We start from the raw sequence: 19,334 nt of genomic DNA on the forward strand, positions 1-19,334 counted from the left end.
GAATGGTTGATACCAAGACCCCTGACGACAAGAAGCTGAGCGTTCCGAGCAAGACGCTATCGCTCAAGCCGCGCGTCGAAACGGGCACCGTGCGCCAGAGCTTCAGCCACGGCCGCAGCAAGCAGGTCGTGGTCGAGAAGCGCGGCAAGCGCCGCATCGACGGCAGCCCTGAGCCACAGGCTCCCGTGGTTGTTGCAAAGCCGGCACCGGCCGCGCCTGCACCCGCGCCCGCGCGCCCGGCGCCGCCGCGCAATGCCGGTTCCGGCGTCGTGCTGCGCACGCTGACCGAGGACGAACGCTCCGCCCGCGCCAGCGCGCTGGCCGATGCCAAAGTGCGCGAAGTCGAAGAGCGTCGCCAGGCCGAGGAAGAGGCTCAGCGTCGCGCTGTCCGCGACGCCGCCGAACGCGCCGAGCGCGACGCCGCCGAATCCCGCCGCAAGGCCGAGGACGAGCGTCATCGCCACGAAGAGGAAGCCAAGCGAAAAGCCGAGACCGAGGCCAAGAAGCGCTTTGGCGAGGGCGAGCAGTCGCAAGCTGCGGCGCGCACTGCCGCAGCCGCGCCGTCCCCTCCTGCACCGCGGCCCGCGGCCGCCACGCCGCGGCCCGGCACGACGACAGCGCGTCCGGCAACGACCACGCCGCGTCCGGCCGGCCCGGTGGGTCGCGCCCCCGCGGTCGCGGCCGGACCGGACGAGGACGATGGTCCGCGCCAGATCCGTCGTGGTCCCGGCGGCGCTGCGCGTCCTGTGGTCGCCCCCAAGCCCACCCACAAGCCCGGCCCGCAGAAAGAGCGTGGCCGCCTGACCGTCGTGACCGCGCTCAATGCCGACGAGGTACGCGAGCGCTCGATCGCCTCGTTCCGCCGCCGCACCCAGCGCCTGAAGGGCCATACCGCGAACGAGCCGAAGGAAAAGCTGATCCGCGAAGTGATCATTCCGGAAGCGATCACCATCCAGGAGCTCGCCAACCGCATGGCCGAGCGCGCGGTCGACGTCATCCGCATGCTGATGAAGCAGGGCGCGATGCACAAGATCACCGACGTGATCGACGCCGACACCGCGCAGCTGATCGCCGAAGAGCTCGGCCACACCGTCAAGCGCGTCGCCGCGTCCGACGTTGAAGAGGGCCTGTTCGACGTCGTGGACGATTCCACCGACACCGAGCCGCGCTCGCCGGTCGTGACCGTGATGGGTCACGTCGACCACGGCAAGACCTCGCTGCTCGATGCGCTCCGCCATGCCAACGTGGTGTCCGGCGAAGCCGGCGGCATCACCCAGCATATCGGCGCCTATCAGGTGCTGTCGCCCGAAAGCGGCAAGAAGATCACCTTCATCGACACGCCTGGCCACGCCGCGTTCACCGCGATGCGCGCCCGCGGCGCCAAGGTCACCGACATCGTCGTGCTGGTGGTTGCGGCCGATGACGGCGTGATGCCGCAGACGGTCGAAGCCATCAACCACGCCAAGGCGGCGCGCGTGCCGATCATCGTTGCCATCAACAAGATCGACAAGCCCGACGCCAAGCCCGAGCGCGTCCGCACCGAGCTGCTCCAGCACGAGGTGCAGGTCGAATCGTTCGGCGGCGAAGTCGTCGACGTCGAAGTGTCCGCCAAGAACAAGACCAATCTCGACAAGCTGCTCGAGATGATCGCGCTCCAGGCCGAACTGCTCGACCTCAAGACCAATTCGGAGCGTCCGGCCGAAGGCACCGTGATCGAGGCCAAGCTCGATCGCGGCCGCGGTCCGGTCGCGACCGTGCTGGTCCAGCGCGGCACGCTGCGGGTCGGCGACATCATCGTCGCCGGCGCCGAGATGGGCCGCGTCCGCGCGCTGATCTCGGATCAGGGCGAGACCGTGGACGAAGCCGGCCCCTCTGTGCCGGTCGAAGTGCTCGGCTTCAACGGCCCGCCGGAAGCCGGCGACCGTCTCGCGGTCGTCGAGAACGAAGCGCGCGCCCGCCAGATCACCAGCTACCGCGCGCACCAGAAGCGCGAGAACGCGGCGGCCTCGATCTCCGGCATGCGCGGCTCGCTCGAGCAGATGATGTCGCAGTTGAAGACGGCGGGCCGCAAGGAATTCCCGCTGATCGTCAAGGCCGACGTGCAGGGCTCGCTGGAAGCGATCCTTGGCTCGCTGGAGAAGCTCGGCACCGACGAGGTCGCAGCCCGCATCCTGCATGCGGGTGTCGGCGGCATCTCGGAATCCGACGTGACGCTCGCGGAAGGCTTCAATGCCGCGATCATCGGCTTCAGCGTTCGTGCGAACAAGGAGGCGGCCGCGGCCGCCAAACGCAACGGCATCGAGATCCGCTACTACAACATCATCTACGACCTCGTGGACGACGTGAAGAAGGCGATGAGCGGCCTGCTCGCGCCGACCTTGCGCGAAACCATGCTGGGCAATGCCGAGATCCTGGAGATCTTCAACATCTCCAAGGTCGGCAAGGTCGCCGGCTGCCGCGTCACCGACGGCACCGTGGAACGCGGCGCCAATGTGCGCCTGATCCGCGACAACGTCGTCGTGCACGAAGGCAAGCTGTCGACGCTGAAGCGTTTCAAGGACGAAGTGAAGGAAGTTCAGGCCGGCCAGGAATGCGGCATGGCCTTCGAGAACTATCACGACATGCGTGCCGGTGACGTGATCGAGTGTTATCGCGTGGAGACGATCCAGCGCTCCCTGTAAGTCCAAATCTTACCGAAGCGCCCGGATCTTTTTGAGCTGAAATAGCGGGAGTGCGATGGCCGGATTTTTTCCGGCCATCGCACTCCATTCGTTTCAACAGGACAAATGACAATGCCCGTGTCCAAACGCGGACATGACGAGGTGATTTCCGAACCATGCCCCGCCACCACCAGAAAAAGAGTTCCGCGCCCGGCGGCTCGCAGCGTCAGCTGCGCGTCGGCGAGCAGGTTCGCCACGCGATAGCCGATATTCTGGCGCAAGGAGGCGTGCATGATGCGGACCTCGAAGGTCACATCATCACCGTGCCGGAGGTGCGGATGTCGCCTGACCTGAAGCTCGCGACAATCTACGTGATGCCGCTCGGCGGCCGCGACACCGAGCTCGTCATCGCTGCGCTCGAGCGCAACAAGAGATTCCTGCGCGGCGAAGTCGCGCGGCGCGTTAACTTGAAATTTGCACCTGACGTTCGCTTCCGCGTCGACGAGCGATTCGACGAGGCGGAACGGATCGAGAAGCTTTTGCGAACACCCGCGGTGCAGAAGGACTTGGACAAGAATCCGGAGCAGGATCCGGATTCGGATCGGGAAGAAGAACAATGATGATGGACCCCGCACACGGCACGATCGGCGGCGAAGAGCCCGATACGCGCGACATGCAAAAAAATAATTTTGCCGATGTCGGTGGCGATGGTCACGCGCATCAGGAGCCGCGTCGCGTCAACAACGATCCGCGCGCGGGCAAGCAGAAGGGCAACCAGCCGCGCCGCGACCGGCGCGACGTCCATGGCTGGGTCGTGCTCGACAAGCCGATCGGGATGACCTCGACGCAAGCCGTTGCCGTGCTCAAGCGCCTGTTCAACGCCAAGCGCGCCGGCCACGCCGGCACACTCGATCCGCTCGCTTCCGGCGGCCTGCCGATCGCGCTTGGCGAAGCCACCAAGACGGTTCCCTTCGTCATGGATGGTCGCAAGCGCTACCGCTTCACCGTGTGCTGGGGCGAGGAGCGCGACACCGACGACATCGAGGGCCAGGTCACTGCGACCTCCGACCAGCGCCCGACCCGGGAGTCCATCCTGGCCCTGCTGCCCCGCTTCACCGGGGTGATCGAGCAGGTTCCGCCGCGCTATTCCGCGATCAAGGTCCAGGGCGAGCGCGCCTATGACCTCGCCCGCGACGGCGAGGTCGTGGAGCTGGCCCCGCGCCCGGTCGAGATTCACCATTTATCCCTTGTTGATCAACCAGATAACGACCGCGCCGTATTCGAAGCCGAGTGCGGCAAGGGCACCTATGTCCGGGCGCTTGCCCGCGATATGGGCCGGATTCTCGGCACTTTCGGCCATATCTGCGCGCTGCGGCGGACCTTGGTCGGCCCATTTAGCGAAAACGACATGATTCCGCTGGATCGACTGGAGGCTTTGTGCGATAGAGCCGCGTCCGGCGAGGGCAGCCTCGCCGACGCGCTTATGCCCGTTGAGACCGCGCTGGACGACATCCCGGCACTGGCCGTCACTCGGGCTGATGCGGCAAGGCTCCACCGGGGCCAAGCCGTTTTGTTGCGCGGACGGGATGCGCCCAATTGTAGCGGCACAGTCTATGTCACGGTAGCAGGCCGTCTTCTGGCGCTTGCTGAAGTTGGCAATGGCGAAATCATCCCCAAGCGTGTGTTCAACCTGACCGGCTTGACTGCCTCAACCGGTCGCAACGAGAGAAATTGACGATGTCGATTGCCGCAGAACGCAAAGCGGAAGTCATCAAGACGAATGCCACCAAGGCCGGCGATACCGGCTCGCCCGAGGTTCAGGTTGCGATCCTGTCGGAACGCATCAACAACCTCACCAGCCATTTCAAGACCCACGTGAAGGACAACCATTCGCGTCGTGGTCTCTTGAAGCTGGTCTCGACCCGCCGCTCGCTCCTCGACTATCTGAAGAAGAAGGACGAGGCGCGGTACAAGGCGCTGCTCGAGAAGCACAACATTCGTCGTTAAGAGTTCTTGCGCGCGCCACTGGCGCGCGTTTTTGCGCGTGGTTTCGAGCGAAAGCGCTTATTTTAAGGTTTTTGATCGAGGCTCACGCGCACGTCGGATGCGAGCCCAAAGCGCGACAAGAATCGCACTTTGGATTGTTGTTTGAGCATGATCTTTTCGGAAAGCCGCTTCACACTTTTCCGGATCATGCTTTGGTGACGATTCGCATCCGGGGCATGATCAGCGAAGACCGCAATTCGGTGTTCGCATTCGTGCCGACTGACAGTCCAGCAGCAATCCGGCGGCTGGGCGCAACGGGCAAGGCGCCCGTATGACCCGAAAGGATGGACGCCATCCGACATCCAAAAACCATGGCAGGATCGCAGGACGCTGATCGCCCGCTCCGATCAGCGTCCTGCAATCTTGACATGGTTTTTGTTTTTCGAGCCGTCCCTTCTTTCGAGAACCCATGAAAGAAGACCTCTATGTTCAATAAGCATTCAGTCGAGATCGACTGGGGCGGACGCCCCCTCAAGCTCGAAACCGGCAAGATCGCACGCCAGGCCGACGGCGCCGTCGTCGCCACCTATGGCGAGACCGTGGTGCTCGCCACCGTCGTCGCGGCGAAGACGCCGCGCGAAGGCGTCGACTTCCTGCCGCTGACCGTCGACTACCAGGAAAAGACCTATGCGGCTGGCCGCATTCCCGGCGGCTATTTCAAGCGCGAGGGCCGTCCGACCGAGAAGGAGACGCTGGTCTCCCGCCTGATCGACCGTCCGATCCGTCCGTTGTTCGTCGACGGCTGGCGCAACGAGACCCAGGTGATCGCCACCGTGCTGTCGCACGACATGGAGAACGATCCCGATATCGTGGCGCTGGTGGCCTCCTCGGCCGCGCTGACGCTGTCCGGCGCTCCGTTCAAGGGCCCGATTGGGGCTGCCCGCGTCGGCTTCGCCAATGACGAGTTCATCCTCAACCCGACGCTCGACGAGATGGTCGACACCCAGCTCGACCTCGTCGTCGCCGGCACCGCCGATGCCGTTCTGATGGTCGAATCGGAAGCCAAGGAGCTGAACGAAGACATCATGCTCGGTGCGGTGATGTTCGGTCATCGCCACTTCCAGCCGGTGATCAACGCGATCATCGAGCTCGCCGAGAAGGCCGCCAAGGAGCCGCGCGAAGTCACCGTCATCGACAATGCCGCGCTCGAGAAGGAAATGCTCGGCATGGTCGAGCAGGAGCTGCGTGCCGCCTACGCCATTCCGGTCAAGCAGGATCGCTACGCCGCGGTCGGCAAGGTCAAGGAAAAGGTGATCGCCCATTACTTCCCCGAAGGGCAGGAGCCGAAATACGACAAGCTGCGCATCGGCGCCGTGTTCAAGGAGCTGGAAGCGAAGATCGTTCGCTGGAACATCCTCGACACCGGCAAGCGCATCGACGGCCGTGACTCGAAGACCGTGCGCAACATCATCGCCGAAGTCGGCGTGCTGCCCCGCGCCCACGGCTCGGCCCTGTTCACCCGCGGCGAAACCCAGGCGATGGTCGTGACCACGCTCGGCACCGGCGAGGACGAGCAGTACATCGACGCGCTGTCGGGTACGTACAAGGAAACGTTCCTGCTGCACTACAACTTCCCTCCCTACTCGGTTGGTGAGACGGGCCGCCTCGGCGGCACCAAGCGCCGCGAGATCGGCCACGGCAAGCTGGCCTGGCGCGCGATCCACCCGGTGCTGCCGCCGCATCACGAGTTCCCCTACACGATCCGCGTGGTCTCGGAGATCACCGAATCCAACGGCTCCTCGTCGATGGCTTCGGTCTGCGGCGCCTCGCTCGCGCTGATGGACGCCGGCGTGCCGTTGAAGCGGCCGACCGCGGGCATCGCGATGGGCCTGATCCTCGAAGACAAGCGCTTCGCGGTTCTCTCGGACATCCTCGGTGACGAGGATCATCTCGGCGACATGGACTTCAAGGTCGCCGGCACGGAATCGGGCATCACCTCGCTCCAGATGGACATCAAGATCGAGGGCATCACCGAGGAGATCATGAAGGTCGCGCTCGGCCAGGCCAAGGATGGACGCATCCACATCCTCGGCGAGATGGCCAAGGCGCTCACCAACGCCCGCGCCGAGCTCGGCGAGTACGCGCCGCGCATCGAGACCTTCAAGATTCCGACCGACAAGATCCGCGAAGTGATCGGCACCGGCGGCAAGGTGATCCGCGAGATCGTCGAGAAGACCGGCGCCAAGGTCAACATCGAGGACGACGGCACCGTGAAGGTCGCCTCCTCCGACGGCGAGGCGATGAAGGCCGCGATCAAGTGGATCAAGTCGATCGCGTCTGAGCCGGAGGTCGGCCAGATCTATGACGGCACCGTCGTCAAGGTGATGGAGTTCGGCGCCTTCGTGAACTTCTTCGGCTCCAAGGACGGCCTCGTCCACATCAGCCAGCTCGCGTCGGCGCGCGTGCAGAAGACCTCCGACGTCGTCAAGGAAGGCGACAAGGTCAAGGTCAAGCTGCTCGGCTTCGACGATCGCGGCAAGACCCGCCTGTCGATGAAGGTGGTCGACCAGACCACCGGCGAGGACCTCGAGGCCAAGGAAAAGGGTGGCGAGGGCGAGAAGGCCCCGCGCGAAGCGGCCGGCGAGTAATCGCTCTCACGACATCAGAAACACGAAGGGCGGCCTCGCGGCCGCCCTTTTTGTTTGTGTCTTGCGCCGGGTGATCCGCGCCCCCTCTCCCGCAAGCGGGAGAGGAGAAACAACTCAGGCCGCGAGGTCGAACCGGTCGAGGTTCATCACCTTGGTCCAGGCCTTGGCAAAGTCATGCACGAATTGCTGCTTGGCATCCGACGAGGCATAGACCTCGGCGAAGGCGCGGAGCTGCGAGTGCGCGCCGAAGATCAGATCGGCGCGCGTGCCGGTCCACTTCACCGCATTGGTCTTGCGATCGCGGCCCTCATAGGTGCCATCGGCCGCCGGCGTCCACTGCGTGCTCATGTCGAGCAGGTTGACGAAGAAGTCGTTGGAGAGCGTACCCACCTTGGAGGTGAAGACGCCGCTCTTCGACCCGTTCGCATTGGCGCCGAGCACGCGCAGGCCACCGACCAGCACGGTCAGCTCGGGTCCCGAGAGCTTCAGAAGCTGCGCGCGATCGACGAGGGCTTCTTCCTGCTGCAGGAACTGATGCTTCTTGCCGATGTAGTTGCGGAAGCCATCGGCCCGCGGCTCCAGCGGCGCGAAGGAGGCAGCGTCAGTCTGCTCCTGCGACGCATCCATGCGGCCCGGCGTGAAGCCAACCTTCACGTCGACGCCGGCATCCTTGGCGGCCTTCTCGACCGCGGCGGAGCCGCCGAGGACGATCAGGTCCGCAAGCGAGACCTTCTTCGCACCCGCGTTGAACTCCGTCTGGATCGCTTCGAGCTTGCCGAGCACCTTGGAGAGCTGGGCTGGCTGGTTCACCTCCCAGTCCTTCTGCGGGGCAAGACGGATGCGTGCACCGTTGGCGCCGCCGCGCTTGTCCGAGCCGCGGAACGTCGAGGCCGACGCCCATGCGGTCGAGACCAGTTCGGAGACCGAAAGACCCGACGCCAGGATCTTCGTCTTCAGCGAAGCGATGTCCTGCTCGCTGACCAGCTCGTGGTTCACGGCCGGAATCGGATCCTGCCAGATCAGCGTCTCCTTCGGCACCAGCGGGCCGAGGTAGCGCACGATGGGACCCATGTCGCGATGGGTGAGCTTGAACCAGGCGCGTGCAAACGCGTCCGCGAACTGATCGGGATGCTCGTAGAAGCGCCGCGAGATCTTCTCATAGGCCGGATCCATGCGCAGCGAGAGGTCGGTCGTCAGCATGGTGGGCCGATGCTTCTTCGACTTGTCGAACGCATCCGGAATGATCGCGTCGGCGCCCTTGGCCGTCCACTGGTTCGCACCGCCGGGGCTCTTCGTCAGCTCCCATTCGTACTTGAACAGGTTCTCGAAGAAGTTGTTGCTCCACTTCGTCGGCGTCGTCGTCCACGTCACCTCGAGGCCGCTGGTGATGGAATCGCCGGCCAGGCCCGACGCGTGCTTGCTCTTCCAGCCGAGGCCCTGGTCTTCCAGCGCGCCCGCTTCCGGCTCCGGCCCGACCAGCGACGGATCGCCTGCGCCGTGGGTCTTGCCGAAGGTGTGACCGCCGGCGATCAGCGCGACGGTCTCCTCGTCGTTCATCGCCATGCGGAAGAAGGTCTCGCGGATGTCCTTGGCCGCGGCGACCGGATCCGGCTTGCCGTTCGGGCCTTCCGGATTGACGTAGATGAGACCCATCTGCACGGCGCCGAGCGGCTCGGCGAGCTGGCGTTCGCCGCTGTAGCGCTCATCGCCGAGCCAGGTACCTTCGGGACCCCAATAGAGCTCTTCCGGCTCCCAGACGTCGGCGCGGCCGCCGGCGAAGCCAAATGTCTTGAAGCCCATCGATTCCAGCGCGACGTTGCCGGCCAGCACCATCAGATCGGCCCAGGAAATCTTGCGGCCGTATTTCTGCTTGATCGGCCAGAGCAGACGACGCGCCTTGTCGAGGTTGGCGTTGTCGGGCCAGCTGTTCAGCGGCGCGAAACGCTGCTGTCCGGCACCGGCGCCACCGCGGCCGTCGGTGATGCGGTAGGTGCCCGCGCTGTGCCAGGCCATGCGGATCATCAGGCCGCCATAGTGACCGAAGTCAGCGGGCCACCATTCCTGCGAGTCCGTCATCAGAGCGGTCAGGTCCTTGATGACCGCGTTCAGGTCGAGCGACTTGAATTCCTTGGCGTAGTCGAACGCCTCGCCCATCGGATCGGACAAGCCGGAATTCTTGTGCAGCATCTCGATGCTGAGATTGGTGGGCCACCAGTCGCGGTTCGCTGGCACGCGTTTTCCGCCCGAAAACGGGCACTTCGAAGTGTCGTCCATGAATACCTCCTCTGGTGGCGTCCGACGGCGCCATTGACCAGGTAGAACCACTCTAAGCGCCACGTTCGATCAGGGGAAGTTGACTTTAGTGATCGCTGCGATAGGATTTTCTGATGATCAATCTGACGCTGCGCCAGCTGCGGTATTTCGACGCGTTGGCGCGCCATGGTCATTTCGGACGCGCGGCGGAAGCCTGTTCCATCTCGCAGCCGGCACTGTCGATGCAGATCAAGGAACTGGAGGAGGCGCTCGGCGGACTGCTGCTCGAGCGCAGCGCCCGACAAGTCGCGCTGACACGGTTTGGCGAGGAACTCGCGCAGCGCGTCCGCGACATCCTGCGCTCGGTCGATGAGCTCGGCGATTTCGCCCGCGCCTCGCAGGACCGCTTTGCGGGCCGCCTGCGGATCGGCATGATTCCGACGATCGCGCCCTATCTGCTGCCCAAGATCACCAAGAATCTCACGCGCATGCATCCGGAGCTCGACATCCGCGTGCGCGAGACCATGACGCCGCGGCTGATTCAGGAGCTCGTGGAAGGCCGGCTCGACACCGCCATCGTCGCGCTGCCTGTGTCAGAGCCCTCGCTCACCGAGGTCGCCCTGTTCGAGGAGAAATTTTTGCTGGTGCGGCCGGGCACGGATGCGGGAACGCCGGCGCCGTCACGCGAGATGATGCGGGAGATGCGGCTGCTGCTGCTCGAGGAGGGACACTGCTTCCGCGACCAGGCGCTCTCCTTCTGCAACATGCAATCGGCACCCCCGCGCGAGATGCTGGACGCGAATTCGCTCTCGACGCTGGTCCAGATGGTCAGCGCCGGCATCGGCGTCACCTTGATTCCGGAGATGGCGGTGTCGGTGGAGACCCGATCGGCCTCGGTTTCGCTGTCGCGCTTCCGCGATCCGGAGCCGTCGCGCACCATCGGCATGGTCTGGCGCAAGACCAGCCCGCTGGCGCGGCAACTCCTGCAAATCTCCGAAGTGGTGTGCCTGTCGGCCGGCAAGGCGCGGCCGCGGCAGGCCGCGCGCAACCAGCGGGCCTGAGCCCCCGATGCCGCATCTGATCATCCGCCCCGCCGCGCCTCACGAATACGACGAGATCGCCCGCGTCTGGATGGAGAGCTGGGTCTCGACCGGGCTCGCCGAGGCAAGCCACTTCCTGCTGGCGAACCTGCGCGCGCGCCTGCGGCGCGAGATCGAAGACGGCGTAAGCCTGTTCGTCGCCGACGACAACGGCACGATCGCCGCCATGCTGGCGCTACATCTGCCAAAACTCTATCTCGACCAGCTCTTCGTCGCCCCAGCCTATCAGGGCCAATCGCTCGGCCGGCAATTGCTCGCCTTCACGCGCACGCAATTGCCCGACGAAATCGTCCTGCGCTGCGTCCGCGAGAACGAAAAGGCCTGGCGCTGGTACGAGCGCGAAGGCTTTGTGTTCGAGCGGGAAGAGATCGCGACGGCAACGGGCTTCATGATGAAGTGCTACCGGTGGAAGCGGTAGCTGGACGCCGATAGGTAGCGTTGGCCGGACGCAGCTTGCGGTTGTCATGATCCCCACTTAGTGTGGCGCATCCAATATCCTCCTGCCTGTGATCTCCTGGAATTCATGGTTCGATTTGCAGTCCCGGTAATCGCCCTGCTGTTCTTTTTAACGCCGGCAGCCGCGCAAACCTCTCCCGCACCCACCGCGCCTCCCGCTCAAGCTGCGGCACCGGCAAAGCCGGTGGCCAAGAAACCAGCGAAGCCGAAGTCATCGCTCGCCAAACCCGCAGAACAAACGGCTGCCGGTCCTTGCAGCGTCGGCGTGATCGCGGCAACCCAGGACCCGTTCGTCGTCGAAACGATCGGCCTCACCGTGTTCGGCAACGAATATGCGGAAGTGCCGGTGTCCTGGGGACTTGACGATCTTGTTTTCGCACGTGTGCGTGCGATGGCGGGAACCACACCGATCCGACGAATCGCCTACGCCAAAGGCGCGTTCGACGCCTATTATCACCCGAAGCCCAGCCTGTTTCGCAACGAGCGCGAAGAGCTGTCGAACCTGATCCGCCAGATCGCGGGCAATGCGGGCTGCGAACGATATGTCGTCGTCACGCGCAGCGAGGGGCTGCTGCCCGGGACCAATCAGCCGCTCCGGGGACTCGGCATTCTCCATCGTGGTGTCGGTCCCATCAGCTATTCGTTTCTGTACGCCTATGTCGGCGTGACCGTGCTCGACGGCCAGACCTTTGAAATCAGGAAGGGGCCTGGTGTGACGTTGGAAGGCGTCATGAAGCATATGGCTGACGGCTTCGGGCTAGACGAACATCTGCGCAAAGTGGACGACTCCCTGTATCCGGTTGCGGCATCCGACGCCGCCAACAACACGGCCCTGCGGGACAACATTCGCGATTTCCTGACACAGCGGCTAGACAAGATCCTGCCGCCCTATTTCGCGCAGTGAGGCGCGCTGACGTGTGACGATAAACCTGCTCGCTGCCGCACTGGTATCGTATGCACTGCTGTCGCCGACAGGCGGGCAGGTGCAACCGGCGCCGAAGGCAGCGCTGATCAAGCCCGCGGTCAGGAAGCCGGCAACGGTCCCGCCAAGCGCACCGATTGAGAGCGGCCCGTGCCAGATCGGCGTGATTCCGATCGCCGGCATTGTCTTCATGGTCGAAAAATTCGGGCCCATCACCTCCCTGGATAGATATTCGCGGGTCTCGGTTGCGGCATGGGCGCTCGACGACCTTGTCGTCTCGCGCGTTCGCGCCGCTGCACCGGGCAGCTCCGTGAGGAGGATTCCCTTCACGAAGGACGAGCTCAAGTCCGGAGGTCGTGACCAGCCGCGTCTATTTGCTTCTTACCGCATCGCGTCTGACATCAAGGACTTCGTGCGGCTTCTTGCAACGAAGGTCCGGTGTGAGCGCTATGTCGTCGTGCACAGGCATGGCGGAACTCAGCGCGAATTCGGCATTGGAATCTCGCAGTACCCTCTCAATGGACCCGTGCACCTCTTCGCCATGATGTACGTCAGGGTCTATGACGGCGCGACCTTCGCGTTGATCAAGGAGGCTCCGGCCCTGATGACCGAGGACACGTTTACGGAGCGCGTGATGCACAACCCGCTTGGCGGCCCGTCAACCGAGCTGGACCGCGCGATGTTTCCTGAAAAGCCGGCGGACGTAGTCAACAACGCTGTGCTGCGCGATGGCGTACGCATGATGCTGACGAAGAGCCTCGACAAGACGCTGCCAGGCTTGCTGCAACGAGCACCGCAGCGCTGACGCTAGTCTGGCGCCTTCAGGTCGTCCGGCTTCGGCATCAAGATGATATTATAGCCACTGTCGACATAGTGGATCTCGCCGGTTACGCCACCGGAGAGATCCGACAGGAGATACAGCGCGGAGCCGCCGAGTTCATCGAGCGTGACGCCGCGGCCGAGCGGCGAGTGCTTTTGCTGGAACGCGAACATCGCACGCGCCTCGCCGATGCCGGAGCCGGCAAGCGTGCGCACGGGCCCCGCCGAGATCGCGTTGACACGGATGCCGCGCGGTCCGAAATCGGCGGCGAGATAGCGCACGGAGGCTTCCAGCGCTGCCTTCGCGACACCCATCACGTTGTAGTTCGGCATCGCGCGCATCGAGGCGCCGAAGGTCAGCGTGATCATGCTGCCGCCCTGCGGCATCAGCTCGGCGGCGCGTTTCGCCACTTCCGTGAACGAGAAGCAGGAGATCACCATGGTGCGCGAGAAATTGTCGCGGCTGGTGTCGGCGTAGCGTCCCTTCAGCTCGTTCTTGTCGGCGAAACCGATCGCGTGGATGACGAAATCGAGCTTGCCCCATTTTTCGCGCAAGACGTCGAACGTGGCATCGACGCTGGCAATGTCCTCGACGTCGCAAGGCAGCACCAGTTCCACGTCGAGAGACTCGGCGAGCGGCTTGACGCGCTTGCCCAAAGCCTCGCCCTGGAAGGTGAAGGCGAGCTCGGCGCCGTGGGCATGCAGCGTCTTGGCCATGCCCCAGGCAATCGAGTGATCATTGGCGATGCCCATGATCAGACCGCGCTTGCCCTTCATCAGTCCCTCCATCTCACGACCACCTTCCGCTCTTCGTCATGCCCGGGCTTGTCCCGGGCATCCACGCCCTTCGAAACCTCAGGCTAAGACGTGGATGGCCGGGACAAGCCCGGCCATGACGAGAAAATCAACGATGCGTCAGCGACGCCAGCGACGCCGTCACACATCCAGCCGGCTGAACACCAGCGTGGCGTTGGTGCCGCCGAAGCCGAACGAGTTCGACAGCACGGTGCCGATCTTGACGTTGTCGATGCGCTTGCGCACGATCGGCATGTCGGCGAACACCGGATCGAGCTCCTGGATGTGCGCGCTCTCGCAGATGAAGCCGTTGTTCATCATCAGCAGCGAATAGATCGCTTCCTGCACGCCGGTCGCGCCCAGGGAGTGGCCGGTCAGCGCCTTGGTCGCCGAGATCGGCGGACACTTCTCAGCGGCGCCGAACACGCGACGGAGCGCGTCGATCTCCGGCGGATCGCCGGCCGGGGTCGAGGTGGCATGCGGGTTGATGTAGTCAACCTTGGTCTTCACCGTCGACATCGCCATGCGCATGCAGCGCTCGGCGCCCTCGCCTGACGGCGCGACCATGTCGTAGCCGTCCGACGTCGCGCCGTAGCCGACGATCTCGCCGTAGATGCGCGCACCGCGCGCCTTGGCATGCTCGAGCTCTTCCAGCACCAGCACACCGGCGCCGCCGGCGATGACGAAGCCGTCGCGGTTGACGTCGTAGGGACGGGAGGCGGTGGCGGGCGTATCGTTGTACTTGGACGACATCGCGCCCATGGCGTCGAACAGCACCGACAGCGACCAGTCCAGTTCCTCACAACCGCCGGCGAAGATGACGTCCTGCTTGCCAATCTGGATCGTCTCATAGGCATTGCCGACGCAATGGTTCGACGTCGCGCAGGCCGAGGAGATCGAATAGTTCACGCCCTTGATCTTGAACCATGTGGCAAGCGTCGCCGACGCCGTGGACGACATCGCCTTCGGCACTGCAAACGGACCGACGCGCTTCGGTCCCTTGGTTCGGGTGATGTCGGCGGCCTCGACGATGGTCCGCGCGGACGGTCCGCCGGAGCCCATGATGATGCCGGTGCGGATGTTGGAGACTTCGTCAGGCGAAAGACCAGAGTCCTGGATCGCCTGCTCCATCGCGATGTGATTCCAGCCGGCACCCTGGCCGAGGAAGCGCATCGCACGCCGGTCGACGATTGTCGCAGGATCAATCGTCGGCGCACCTTGGACCTGCGACCGGAAGCCGAGCTCGGCATATTTCTCAGCCCGCGAAATGCCCGACTTCGCCTCGTGAAGGCTCGCAAGCACTTCCTGGGTGTTGTTTCCGATCGACGAGACGATGCCCATCCCGGTGACCACAACCCGCCTCATGACAGCCTCGCCTATGTCGTTGTCTTCTTGGTGATGCGCGTTAGCCCAGGCTCGTGCCTTGCTTGAACAGGCCGACCTTCAGATCCTTCGCGCGATAAATAATCTGGTCGTCGACCGAAAGCCACCCGTCGGCGATGCCGAGCACCAGCTTTGAGCGCATCACGCGCTTCATGTCGACGTTGTACACAACCTTGCGGGCCTCGGGCAGCACCTGGCCGCCGAACTTCAGCTCGCTCAGGCCAAGCGCGCGGCCGCGACCTTCGCCGCCGATCCAGCCCAGATAAAAGCCGACCATTTGCCACAGCGCATCGAGGCCCAGACAGCCAGGCATGACAGGATCGTTCTTGAAATGGCAGCCGAAGAACCAGAGGTCGGCCTTCACGTCGAGCTCGGCGCGCACCACGCCCTTGCCGAATTCGCCGCCGGTCTCGGAGATTTCCGTGATGCGGTCGAACATGAGCATCGGCGGCAGCGGCAGTTGGGCATTGCCGGGGCCGAACATCTCGCCGCGGGCACACGCCAGCAGATCTTCGTATTCGTAACCGTTGCGCCTGTTCAGCATGCGGAAGCCTCTGTTTGAACCCCGATTGAGCGGCGTTTCTGGCAAAAATGGGCCGCGTTCTGCTCGGAAGCAACGCCATTGCCTCGTCAGACGCGAAGACCGAGAGCCGCGTGGACTGCGGACCGAGCCTCAATGCCCGGCTGGCGCCAAAATCGGGTAAGCGGAACCGGGCGCTCTCTAACACAGGCATTTCGGGTGGCAAAGCCGTCTCATGAAGGTAAAATGACGGGGCGCCCGCCGGGTTCCTCGGCTGATTAGAACCACTCTAGTTGCGAGAAACTTGCATCTGCATCTATCTCTCCATATATATCGCAGACAGATAGTGTTCACGCGTGCCCGAATTCTGGAAATGAGCGAAAACAACGCCACCCATCACGACGAAGACGCCCATGCGGCGGCCCTTCTGCCTGGCCGCCAGCCGGCCTTGACCGGCTGCCCTTGGCACGACGTCAACGAAATGCTCCAGTCCGCCGGCCTGCGCCCGACCCGTCAGCGCATGGCGCTGGGCTGGCTTCTGTTCGGCAAGGGTGCGCGCCACCTCACCGCTGAAATGCTCTACGAGGAAGCGACGCTGGCCAAGGTGCCGGTCTCGCTCGCGACCGTCTACAATACGCTGAATCAGCTGACCGATGCCGGCCTGCTGCGTCAGGTCAGCGTCGACGGCACCAAGACCTATTTCGACACCAACGTCACCACCCACCACCATTATTACCTCGAGAACAGCCATGAGCTGGTCGACATCGAGGATCCGCATCTGGCGCTGTCCAGGATGCCGGAGGTGCCGGAGGGCTACGAGATCGCGCGCATCGACATGGTCGTGCGCCTGCGCAAGAAGCGCTAGCGTCGTCCCGGCGCAGGTCGGGACCCATATCGCGTGATTTTTCCATTGGCACAGCTGTCAGTACCGCAGGAAGACTGGGTAATTCCCAGTCATCGTCAAATTTCTGCCTGTGGTTATGGGTCCCGGCCTGCGCCGGGACGACAACCGGTCAGTTCACCTGCTCGTCGGCGTAGACGCCCCACAGACGTTCCTGCTGGATCCAGCCGTCAAAACCGCTGCCGGTGACGTGGCACCAGTTCGTGGTGCATTTTTTCACCTGCGTGACGACGCCGGCCTGGAGCTTTGCGGCCACCGCGCTGTCGGGATCGGCGCGGTCATAGATCGGCGCAAGATCGTCCTTGTGCTTCATGGTGACCACCGCAGTGCGGCGGCCCGACAGCAGCGAGTGATAGACCCAGCCTTCGGCACCTTCGGAATCGCGCACCCGGCGCCAGTTCTCGTACTCGGCGGTGATTTCGACCGGCAGGCCGGCGCGGGTGTAGACCCAGGCCACATCATTGTCCTTGGTCGGGCCAGCGCGGACGTTCACGTGATCCGATTTGAGGCTGACATAGCGCGGCACCGGGAGGCCGCTGGCGGTCTGGGGTGTGGCTTCCTTGGCGGAATGCCCGGGGCTGACCGAGGCGCTCAACCAGGTGCAAACGAGCGCCATCACCGAACAAAAACGCCCCAACGCCATCAACCCGTCTCCTGTCGAGGACCCGGCCAGGCCGGCTCCTCACCCCGAACTCCAAAACCCTGCCGCATCACCCCTGTCCCGCCCCACGCGGGTGTTCCGCAAAGCCAAACCCGTGGTTCTTGTCTTGGCCCGGCCTTCTGCTAGAGAGGACGGACATCTGAACAACCAGTTTGCCCCGATTTTCCGGCCGGAAATCTCGGGTGCGCTTGGAGGAAACGCCGGGGACGACACGGCAAGGGCAGTGTCGAACAACCGGGTTAATGAGGCCTGAACGGCCGGCCTTTGGCGACAGAGGCGGCCTGCGATACCTCATGAGAGCAGGACATGTCGGTGAAGAAAAAGCCCCTCGTCGTCGTCACGCGCAAGCTGCCGGATTCGATCGAGACGCGGATGCGCGAGCTGTTCGACGCGCGCATCAATCTCGACGACACGCCGATGTCGGCCGATCAGCTCGCGGAAGCCGCGCGCAGTGCCGACGTGCTGGTTCCAACCGTCACCGACCACATCACCGCCGACATCGTCAATCAACCCGACTGCAAGCTCCGCCTGATCGCGAATTTCGGCAACGGCGTCGACAATATCGACGTCGAGGCTGCGCATGCCCGCGGCATCACCGTCACCAACACGCCGAAGGTTTTGACCGAAGACACCGCCGACATGACCATGGCGCTGATCCTGGCCGTGCCGCGCCGCATGATCGAGGGCGCCTCGGTGCTGACCGAAGGAAAGCCCTGGGCCGGCTGGTCGCCGACCTGGATGCTCGGCCACCGCATCGGCGGCAAACGCCTCGGCATCATCGGCATGGGCCGCATTGGACAAGCGGTCGCGCGCCGCGCCCGCGCCTTCGGCCTCCAGATCCACTATCACAACCGCCGGCCCGTCGCGCCGAAGATCGCCGAAGAGCTGGGCGCGACCTATTGGGAGAGCCTCGACCAGATGCTGGCGCGGATGGACATCATCTCGGTGAACTGTCCGCACACGCCGGCGACCTATCACCTGCTCTCGGCACGGCGGCTGAAGCTGATCCGGAAAGACGCCTACATCGTCAACACCGCGCGCGGCGAGGTCACCGACGAGGACACGCTGATCAAGCTGATCGAAGGCGGCGAGATCGGCGGCGCCGGTCTCGACGTCTATGAGCACGAGCCCGCGGTCAATCCAAAGCTGGTGCGGCTCGCCAAGGCCGGCAAGGTGACGCTGCTGCCGCATATGGGCTCGGCCACGATCGAGGGCCGCGTCGAGATGGGCGAGAAGGTGATCATCAACATCCGCACCTTCCTCGACGCCCACAAGCCGCCGGACCGCGTGCTGCCGAGCATGCTCTAGGTTCTAGAGTTTCTTGCGTTTGCGCCAATCGGCGACGAAGTCGATGAAGGCGCGTAGCGCGGGCGGCACCTGGCGCCGGCTCGGATAGTACAGGAACGGGCCCGGAAACGGCTCGCACCAATCTTCCATCAAGCTGACCAGCGCGCCCGATTTCAGGGCTTCACCCACGTAACCATCGATGCTCGCCCAGATGCCGACGCCGTCGAGCGCGGCCCGCATCGCAAGGCCCATATTGGTCGAGATCAGCTTTGCCGGCGGATCGACCTTCATGATCTGGCCGGCCTTCTCGAACTCCCAATCATGCATGACACCGCTCGAGTAGCGCGCGCGGATGCAGTCATGCTCGAGCAGATCTTTCGGATGCTTGGGCTTGCCGCGACGTGCGACGTAAGCCGGAGAGGCGACGATGACATAGTGCTGCGGGCCGCTCAGCGGCACCGCCACCATGTCCTGCGCGAGATGCTCGCCATAGCGCACGCCGGCATCGAAGCCCGCGCTGACGATGTCGACGAAGCCGCTTTCGGACACGATGTCGAGATCGACCTGCGGATGCGCCGCCAGAAACGGGCCGGCCATCGGCGCCAGCACCAGGTCGACGGCCGGCGGCGGCGCATTGATGCGCAGGCGGCCGGAGGCGACCTCCCGCAGGCCGCGGACTTGATCGAGGGCATCGCCGACGTCACGCAGGGCCGGAGCGACGCGCGACAGCAAGAGCTCGCCCGCCTCGGTCAGGGCGACGCTGCGGGTGGTGCGGTTCATGAGGCGGACGCCGAGGCGCTCCTCGAGATCGCGCAGCCGCTGGCTAAGGCTCGACACCGACACGCGAATTTCGACCGCGGCGCGGCGAAAACTGCGGGTGCGGGCGACCGCCACGAAGGCGTCGAGATCGCGCAAATCAGGATCAGCCATTGTTCGGTATGTT

At 64.3% G+C, this 19,334-nt stretch carries 17 protein-coding genes; 11 read left to right on the forward strand and 6 right to left on the reverse strand.

Annotated elements, in window-relative coordinates; translation table 11 throughout:
• The first annotated feature begins 2 nt into the window (after positions 1-2).
• The 5 genes from infB to pnp all read left to right on the forward strand — a co-directional run bounded on the left by infB (position 3) and on the right by pnp (position 7,294).
• Complete coding sequence (gene infB, locus IC761_RS00240; RefSeq protein WP_195801331.1) at positions 3-2,681, forward strand: translation initiation factor IF-2; 2,679 nt, start codon at positions 3-5, stop codon at positions 2,679-2,681.
• A 155-nt stretch (positions 2,682-2,836) separates the two neighbouring features.
• Positions 2,837-3,280 (forward strand): 30S ribosome-binding factor RbfA, encoded by a 444-nt coding sequence (rbfA, locus tag IC761_RS00245; RefSeq protein ID WP_195801332.1) that lies wholly within the window; start codon positions 2,837-2,839, stop codon positions 3,278-3,280.
• Positions 3,277-4,395, forward strand: a complete 1,119-nt coding sequence (gene truB, locus IC761_RS00250; RefSeq protein WP_195801333.1) for a tRNA pseudouridine(55) synthase TruB — start codon at positions 3,277-3,279, stop codon at positions 4,393-4,395. Before rbfA ends, truB begins: the two co-directional genes overlap by 4 nt.
• A gap of 2 nt (positions 4,396-4,397) precedes the next feature.
• Positions 4,398-4,667: a 30S ribosomal protein S15 gene (rpsO, locus tag IC761_RS00255; protein WP_028133641.1), complete on the forward strand. Its 270-nt coding sequence runs from the start codon at positions 4,398-4,400 to the stop codon at positions 4,665-4,667.
• A 464-nt stretch (positions 4,668-5,131) separates the two neighbouring features.
• Entirely contained in the window at positions 5,132-7,294 is a 2,163-nt protein-coding gene (pnp, locus tag IC761_RS00260; RefSeq protein ID WP_195801334.1) for a polyribonucleotide nucleotidyltransferase, read from the forward strand.
• Between the two features lie 114 nt (positions 7,295-7,408).
• On the opposite strand, the gene katG is transcribed toward pnp, so the two are convergent.
• Positions 7,409-9,568, reverse strand: coding sequence for a catalase/peroxidase HPI (gene katG, locus IC761_RS00265; RefSeq protein ID WP_195801335.1), 2,160 nt, complete (start codon positions 9,566-9,568; stop codon positions 7,409-7,411).
• A gap of 113 nt (positions 9,569-9,681) precedes the next feature.
• Between katG and IC761_RS00270 the strand changes: the two genes are divergently transcribed.
• From IC761_RS00270 to IC761_RS00285, 4 genes are all read left to right on the forward strand, one after another.
• A complete protein-coding gene (locus IC761_RS00270) occupies positions 9,682-10,608 on the forward strand; it encodes a hydrogen peroxide-inducible genes activator (protein WP_195801336.1) in 927 nt (308 codons plus the stop codon).
• 7 nt (positions 10,609-10,615) lie between these two features.
• Positions 10,616-11,065, forward strand: coding sequence for a GNAT family N-acetyltransferase (locus tag IC761_RS00275; protein WP_195801337.1), 450 nt, complete (start codon positions 10,616-10,618; stop codon positions 11,063-11,065).
• Between the two features lie 105 nt (positions 11,066-11,170).
• On the forward strand, positions 11,171-12,007 hold the full coding sequence (locus IC761_RS00280) for a hypothetical protein (RefSeq protein ID WP_195801338.1): 837 nt from the start codon (positions 11,171-11,173) through the stop codon (positions 12,005-12,007).
• Positions 12,008-12,020: 13 nt separating this feature from the next.
• On the forward strand, positions 12,021-12,830 hold the full coding sequence (locus IC761_RS00285; RefSeq protein ID WP_195801339.1) for a hypothetical protein: 810 nt from the start codon (positions 12,021-12,023) through the stop codon (positions 12,828-12,830).
• 2 nt (positions 12,831-12,832) lie between these two features.
• Here IC761_RS00285 and fabI read toward each other — a convergent pair whose 3' ends face one another.
• The 3 genes from fabI to fabA form a co-directional block, all read right to left on the reverse strand.
• Complete coding sequence (gene fabI / locus IC761_RS00290) at positions 12,833-13,633, reverse strand: enoyl-ACP reductase FabI (protein WP_195801340.1); 801 nt, start codon at positions 13,631-13,633, stop codon at positions 12,833-12,835.
• A 147-nt stretch (positions 13,634-13,780) separates the two neighbouring features.
• The gene (gene fabB / locus IC761_RS00295; protein ID WP_195801341.1) at positions 13,781-15,004 is read right to left on the reverse strand and encodes a beta-ketoacyl-ACP synthase I; all 1,224 of its coding nucleotides are present in this window, start codon (positions 15,002-15,004) and stop codon (positions 13,781-13,783) included.
• Between the two features lie 40 nt (positions 15,005-15,044).
• Entirely contained in the window at positions 15,045-15,566 is a 522-nt protein-coding gene (fabA, locus tag IC761_RS00300) for a bifunctional 3-hydroxydecanoyl-ACP dehydratase/trans-2-decenoyl-ACP isomerase (protein ID WP_195801342.1), read from the reverse strand.
• Between the two features lie 349 nt (positions 15,567-15,915).
• Between fabA and irrA the strand changes: the two genes are divergently transcribed.
• Positions 15,916-16,407: an iron response transcriptional regulator IrrA gene (irrA, locus tag IC761_RS00305; RefSeq protein ID WP_195801343.1), complete on the forward strand. Its 492-nt coding sequence runs from the start codon at positions 15,916-15,918 to the stop codon at positions 16,405-16,407.
• A gap of 148 nt (positions 16,408-16,555) precedes the next feature.
• Here irrA and IC761_RS00310 read toward each other — a convergent pair whose 3' ends face one another.
• Positions 16,556-17,086, reverse strand: a complete 531-nt coding sequence (locus IC761_RS00310; protein ID WP_195801344.1) for an SH3 domain-containing protein — start codon at positions 17,084-17,086, stop codon at positions 16,556-16,558.
• A gap of 324 nt (positions 17,087-17,410) precedes the next feature.
• On the opposite strand from IC761_RS00310, the gene IC761_RS00315 reads away from it, so the two are divergent.
• Positions 17,411-18,412 (forward strand): 2-hydroxyacid dehydrogenase, encoded by a 1,002-nt coding sequence (locus IC761_RS00315; RefSeq protein ID WP_195801345.1) that lies wholly within the window; start codon positions 17,411-17,413, stop codon positions 18,410-18,412.
• 3 nt (positions 18,413-18,415) lie between these two features.
• Here IC761_RS00315 and IC761_RS00320 read toward each other — a convergent pair whose 3' ends face one another.
• Positions 18,416-19,321, reverse strand: a complete 906-nt coding sequence (locus IC761_RS00320) for a LysR family transcriptional regulator (RefSeq protein ID WP_195801346.1) — start codon at positions 19,319-19,321, stop codon at positions 18,416-18,418.
• Positions 19,322-19,334: the final 13 nt, after the last annotated feature.

Source organism: Bradyrhizobium commune, assembly GCF_015624505.1.
Taxonomy (GTDB): Bacteria; Pseudomonadota; Alphaproteobacteria; order Rhizobiales; family Xanthobacteraceae; genus Bradyrhizobium; species Bradyrhizobium commune.